Source organism: Nostoc sp., from assembly GCF_036917755.1.
Taxonomy (GTDB): Bacteria; Cyanobacteriota; Cyanobacteriia; order Cyanobacteriales; family Nostocaceae; genus Nostoc.
The window spans coordinates 1-3,678 of the sequence record NZ_JBALFC010000029.1; the positions used below are offsets into that span (position 1 = coordinate 1).

At 41.6% G+C, this 3,678-nt stretch carries 3 protein-coding genes; 1 reads left to right on the forward strand and 2 read right to left on the reverse strand.

From position 1 onward, the window contains the following. Positions 1-368: 368 nt before the first annotated feature. Together V7L05_RS08920 and V7L05_RS08925 are read right to left on the reverse strand one after the other, a co-directional pair. Positions 369-1,151 carry a COP23 domain-containing protein gene (locus tag V7L05_RS08920; RefSeq protein WP_335163780.1) on the reverse strand — a complete coding sequence of 261 codons (783 nt, stop codon included), beginning with the start codon at positions 1,149-1,151 and terminating at the stop codon, positions 369-371. A 231-nt stretch (positions 1,152-1,382) separates the two neighbouring features. After that, positions 1,383-2,108 (reverse strand): Uma2 family endonuclease, encoded by a 726-nt coding sequence (locus V7L05_RS08925; RefSeq protein ID WP_335163782.1) that lies wholly within the window; start codon positions 2,106-2,108, stop codon positions 1,383-1,385. Positions 2,109-2,621: 513 nt separating this feature from the next. Between V7L05_RS08925 and V7L05_RS08930 the strand changes: the two genes are divergently transcribed. Continuing rightward, on the forward strand, positions 2,622-3,527 hold the full coding sequence (locus V7L05_RS08930; RefSeq protein ID WP_335163784.1) for a DNA-methyltransferase: 906 nt from the start codon (positions 2,622-2,624) through the stop codon (positions 3,525-3,527). The last annotated feature ends 151 nt before the right edge of the window (positions 3,528-3,678 follow it).

Below are 3,678 nucleotides of genomic sequence, written 5' to 3' on the forward strand. Positions count from 1 at the left end.
GGCTTTAAGCTCTTTACTTGTTCGTAGGTCATCAATGCTACCCAACTCTAACCTAACTTGTCCCATGCATTTGGGACTTTTGCAAGAGGTCTAATGAAAATTAGGGTAGGCTGTTTGCCATTGGTGTCAACTTAAGCCAAAACCCTTTTAAAACCTCGTTTCCAGGCTCTGGCTGGAAATGCTCTTCAATTGCGGCTCTGCCGCAAGTCTTGAGGCGGAGCCTCTCGTGTCTCGTTCCCAGTCTCTGACTGGGAACGAGACACGAGACAATCTCTAAAACCTGGTTCTAGACTAACTTTCACGTTAAGTTGACACCAATGGCTGTTTGCCCACCCTATAATTCTTCTTAACTGAACTGTTTTAATCAATTAACGGAAGTTACCAGGATTTAGACGAGCGCCGTTAGGCTGAGACTGGCGACCAATTGCTACTCCATTCCGCAAATTGTTTCCAGTACCGCCATCTTGGCGATCGAGGAAAGGTTTGAGATTAATCCCATCTCTAGATGAACTAACCCGATTATTACCACTGCCTAGAAGTGTGCGTCCTAAATTATATAATTCGTTTCCTCCACTACTGCGATCGCCATAAGTGTTAACGGCTATAGTCTGTTGTCCACTGTCAGCAGTAGTCAAGTTTTGGAAAATGCTATTGCGGATAACATAGGGGTCTTTCCCGCGCGGTACTGTTAGCACAATTCTACAGGTTGGGTTAGCTTGAGTTGTGACGCAGACAATATTTTCGTTATTTTCTACAGCTGTCTGGAGTTCTTGTAAGCCATCTGGACGATAAAGTTCTAAACGACTGGCAATTGCTGTACAACGCCTTTGTGCATCCCAACCACCGCCCAAAGCCGCAGGTGCCGCCCAAGGAAAGAATTGTCCTGATTGACTTTGTGGCTGATACATAACGGTGTACTGACCATTGTAAGTCTGACAGCTAAACCGAGTTGTACCGTCAGCTGAGGGTGAAGGTGGTACGCCTGTCGATGTGTCTATTGGGACTGGTGCTGATGTACCACCTGATGGGACTGTTGGTACTACTACACCATCGCCAGTAGAATCAGATTGCGCCATTGCTGCCGAATTGCCCAGACACAAAGATAAACCGAGAATACCCAAAGACATAAATCGCAGCAGTTGTGATGACATAAATCATCCTCCAGTAGAAATCGGTCGGGAATTAATAGTTTAAGTGACGAATAATTCTGTTTTTTGATTCTTCAAAAACGCTATTTTTTTCCTCTCTTGCTTTTTTCTCTTCGACTAGCTTTTTCACCCATGCTGGAATTTCTGCATAACGCGCCACTCCTTCATAGACACCGCAGCAATTCTTTGCTTAAACTGAGTAACTCAAATACTTGAAAATTTTGTCTATATATGCTATGGCAAATTATTTGGATCAATACCTTGAGATTGTAAATAGGCAATTAGCCGTTCTTTTTGCTGACGTTCCTGTTCAATTTGTTCCACTGCCCAAAGCAACAAATTACCTGCTTCATCCCACCAGCGCAACCAGTAACCAGTTCTGGCTTCTTTTGTTCCTTGCCAAGTTCCCAGAAATAAACCGATTGAATCAATCCAATGACGACCATTTTCATCAGGTTGCTTTAACTCGTAGCGGCTGTTTTCGAGTTGGTAAAATTCTAACAAACCGCCATTTGGGTCAAAAATCAGGTAAATTGGGACTTGAAGAATCTGCTCGTAAAAAAACCATTTTCCTGGTGGATAGGTGCGCTTAAAAGAGTATTCTCCACCCTCAGTGTCAGATAGAAATTCCATCACAATTGCCGGAATATCACCCTCTAAATTGGGTGTATAGCTTTTGCGTTCTGCTAAAATCTGATTTACCGATCGCACATAAACCCAGTCGGGTGCTTTAGCAACAAATTGCCCGTTTATCGTCGCACAAAGTCCAAAATTCGAGGCTATCAACATCTGCGGTTGGATGAAACCACTTATCTCAAGGCTTTCGCGCAAAGCACCAGCCAATAGTGGCTGACCTGTATTTTCCACTGGTTCATCCTCTAGGTGAAAATCTGCGGGCAATGCTTCCCAAGATATTACCAGTTCTGTTGAAGATTTAGCTTCACCGAGTTGGGTTGCCATAAAGACCCCCTTTGATTGATTTCTCTTTATTTTATAGCTAACCAGTGGCTTGTTGTCAGCCAATGCCTGCGGTGATCACTGAGCTTGCCTGCCCTGAGCCTGCGCCGTACCCTTCGGGAAGCAAGCTACGCGCAGCGTCTCGTAGAGAAGGGTCGAAGTGTGGGCTACGCCTACGCAATTGTTTTGCATCAAAGCGTACTACATTGGTGCAAGGTCGCTTTGTTTCTGTTGTTGTTTGAGTGATGACAAAATCATCAATAATTGAGGCGGATATTGATGATGCAGAAAGATTTGTACAGTTAACAGATATCAAGATAACCCACTCAACCTCTGGTCTACCTTATTTGACCCACCTTCAACATCAACTTCCAAATCCAAGACCTTCCCACCAGAAAACTAGCAGAAGCCACCGCTCCGACTTCTCTGTGCGTTAAAAAATAACTTTTAAAATTAAATATTTGGACAATACTAAAACAAGTTATAACTATAAAAAACGAGATAATTATATAACTCTTGCAAGAAGAACCAATAACGCCACCAAAAGAAATAAATTTTAATCCCTATTATACCCAGCAGAACGGAGCAGCATATTTAGGTGATAGCCTTAAACTTATTAAATTTATTGATGATAATAGTATTAATTTAATTATCACATCACCTCCATTTGCACTGACACGAAAAAAAGAATACGGTAATGAAACTGCTGAAAAATATATTGAGTGGTTTCTACCTTTTGCCTATGAATTTAAAAGAGTACTGGCAGATAATGGCTCATTCGTACTAGATTTAGGTGGCGCTTACTTACCTGGTAATCCCGTGCGGAGTATCTACCAATACGAACTTTTGGTTAGATTATGCAAAGAAGTCGGTTTCTTTCTTGCTCAAGAATTTTACCACTATAATCCGGCTCGACTGCCAACCCCTGCTGAGTGGGTGACAATCAGGCGGATTCGTGTGAAAGATTCAGTAAATACAGTTTGGTGGTTGTCTAAAACACCGAATCCTAAAGCAGATAACAGAAAAGTTTTAAAGCCCTATAGCCAAAGTATGAAACAATTACTCAAAAATGGTTATAAAGCAAAATTACGTCCTAGTGGACATGATATTTCTGATAAATTCCAAAAGGATAACCAGGGTGCAATTCCGCCGAATTTGCTAGAAATTGCTAATACTGAATCGAATAGCGCTTATTTACGACGCTGTAAAACAGCAGAAATTAAGCCCCATCCAGCCCGTTTTCCTCAAGGGTTCGCCGAATTCTTCATCAAATTCTTAACTGATGAAGGTGATATGGTATTAGATCCATTTGCAGGTTCTAATACAACTGGGTTTGTTGCTGAAACTCTGCAACGCCGATGGATATCTTTTGAAATTAATCAGGATTATGTAATGGGAAGTCGTTATCGATTTAGCCAATAAACAAATTAAGTAAAGAGTCAGGAGTGAGGAGTTAAAATTTATAACCCTTCGACAGGTATTACCAGTAAACCAAAAAGTTTTCCCAAAAGGGCGAACCACTAGGGATACAGGAGATATCACCAATAAATGAATACAGAGAAGCAAGTATTAT

What these genes read in the sequence shown, in the direction of transcription:
- V7L05_RS08920 (WP_335163780.1), bottom strand. Translation starts at nt 1,151, where the DNA reads ATGTCATCACAACTGCTGCGATTTATGTCTTTGGGTATTCTCGGTTTA.
- V7L05_RS08925 (WP_335163782.1), bottom strand. Translation starts at nt 2,108, where the DNA reads ATGGCAACCCAACTCGGTGAAGCTAAATCTTCAACAGAACTGGTAATA.